2 protein-coding genes are annotated in these 1,944 nt (G+C 41.4%); both read right to left on the reverse strand.

Annotation, left to right across the window (positions count from 1 at the left end):
* Positions 1–87 precede the first annotated feature (87 nt).
* A complete protein-coding gene (locus F6K46_RS39450; protein WP_293068907.1) occupies positions 88–1,152 on the reverse strand; it encodes a group II intron maturase-specific domain-containing protein in 1,065 nt (354 codons plus the stop codon).
* A gap of 49 nt (positions 1,153–1,201) precedes the next feature.
* On the reverse strand, positions 1,202–1,944 hold a 743-nt coding region (locus F6K46_RS39455), incomplete at its 5' end, for a reverse transcriptase domain-containing protein (RefSeq protein ID WP_293068909.1).

The following is a 1,944-nucleotide window of genomic DNA, read 5'->3' on the forward strand; positions in this document are numbered from 1 at the left end:
TTGTCGGGTAAGGTAGGAGATGTTACCATCTCCTCCTCCCCTAAGAACCGGACTTGAGACTTTCGCACTCATCCGGCTCAAGCCTATTCAGTCCACCCGGGAATGTAGATGCTTGTGCTTGGCTTTATGACAGTGTCGATGTAGAATTGTTAGGTTCTTAGCACTGTTATTGCCTCCATCCCTGATTGGAAGGATGTGATGTACCTCGAACGCTTCATTCATACAGATTGGTAGTCCGCATATGGGGCATTTTCCTTTCTGTCTTGTGTAGACTTGTTCGTATTTACTGCCTTTGGCGAATTTGGTTTTACCCCATTTCGTCTGGCGTTTATGCCAATATTCTGTTAGTGTTGGGTCAAATGGTGAATTTGTTCCTTTTACCTTCTCATATCGGATTATTGGTACATCTTTGGCAGCGTTGATCAGAATTTCTTCCCTTTTCCTTTTACCGTTGGTTTTGGCGTATGGGTTGTGGGGGTCTTTGTCAACCGTTGTGTAGTATTTCCGTTTAATCCATTTCCATGGCTTCAAAGGATGTTTACGCCTTAGAAACCTGTATATGGCGTCTAATACCTCTTTCCTGATTTTCTGGAATGTTTTCTTGGAGCATACGAATCGGTAGTAATTTAACCATCCCCTGATTTTGGAGTTCAGTCTTTTTAATACCGTATCGAAGCTTAACACTCTTGCCTCATTCTTGAGATATCCCCGTATCTTGGCTAGGAATTCTTTGGTTTCCTTCTTACCGGGTTTTATGAAGCAGGAGTAACTCTCTTCTTCTTTTGGCCTGGCGTTTGGTGAAGGTGTCCTTTTTGCATTAGGTCTGGCGTTAATTCTCATTTTGTGAGCCTTTCGTTCATACCTGTTGCTTCCTATCCGAAGAGTTGTGCTTTTGCTTTGTCGTATATCAAATCCGAGGAATGAGAATCCCTCTTTTCTGATGTCTCTGATTTGGGTTTTTTGTTTGTTTAGGGTCAGTCCTCTTTGTTTTAGCCAGCTTTCTAACATTGGAATTAAATCTTCGAGAAACTCCATTGTCTGACTGGTTATGACGAAATCATCTGCGTATCTAGCAAATTTATACTTATTCACCTCCCTCTTTCTGTTCGTCATCTTGTCCTTGTTCCTGGTTTTATACTCGATGGTTACCATGGGTTTTGATATCCATTCTTGTATTCCGTCAAGGGCTATATTTGCGCTTTTATGGGCTTATTATTCCCCCTTGAGGTGTCCCTGTTTCGGTTTCATGGAATTTAGTTTCTTCCATGTACCCTGCCTTTAACCATTTCAAGACGACTTCCCTTTTTGGGAATCCTTTAATCTTATCCATTATAAATTCATGGGAGATGTTATCAAATGCGGCTTTGATGTCGGCATCTAGTACCCATCTGTGTGTACTCCCTTTCTTCAAAGTGGAAAAGATGTCTTGGATAGCATCGTGGCAACTTCTTCCGGGTCGGAATCCATAACTTCCCGGTTCAAAATTCACTTCAAATACCGGTTCATATGCCATTTTTAGGATGGCTTGACCTATTCGGTCGTTTATGGTGGGTATTCCTAAAGGTCTCTTTTTACCGTTCCGTTTAGGGATGTATACTCGTTTAGTTGGGTTTGCTTTACTCCAGTTCCACTTCTTAATTAGGCTGGTTCTCTGTCTATGAGTTAAGGCCGTTATTCCATCTACTCCAGCAGTTCCTCTTCCTTTGTTAATCTGTGTTACCCTTTGTATCGCCAGTAGTAATGCTGATTTGCTGTTTATTAACAATTTCATCAGATTTACTACCTTTTTCCAGCTGCCGTTCTGTTGGGCTTGTTGGGTGGCCTTGAATATCCTCTTTTGAATTTTGAATACCTGGCGATTGACAATTTTCCAATTAATCTCTTGCCAGTCTTCGATTCCAGTACCATTTCTGGTTCTACTTTTCATCTCTGTAATATTCTCTT

Source organism: Moorena sp. SIO3E8 (genome assembly GCF_010692445.1).
Lineage (GTDB): Bacteria > Cyanobacteriota > Cyanobacteriia > Cyanobacteriales > Coleofasciculaceae > Moorena > Moorena bouillonii.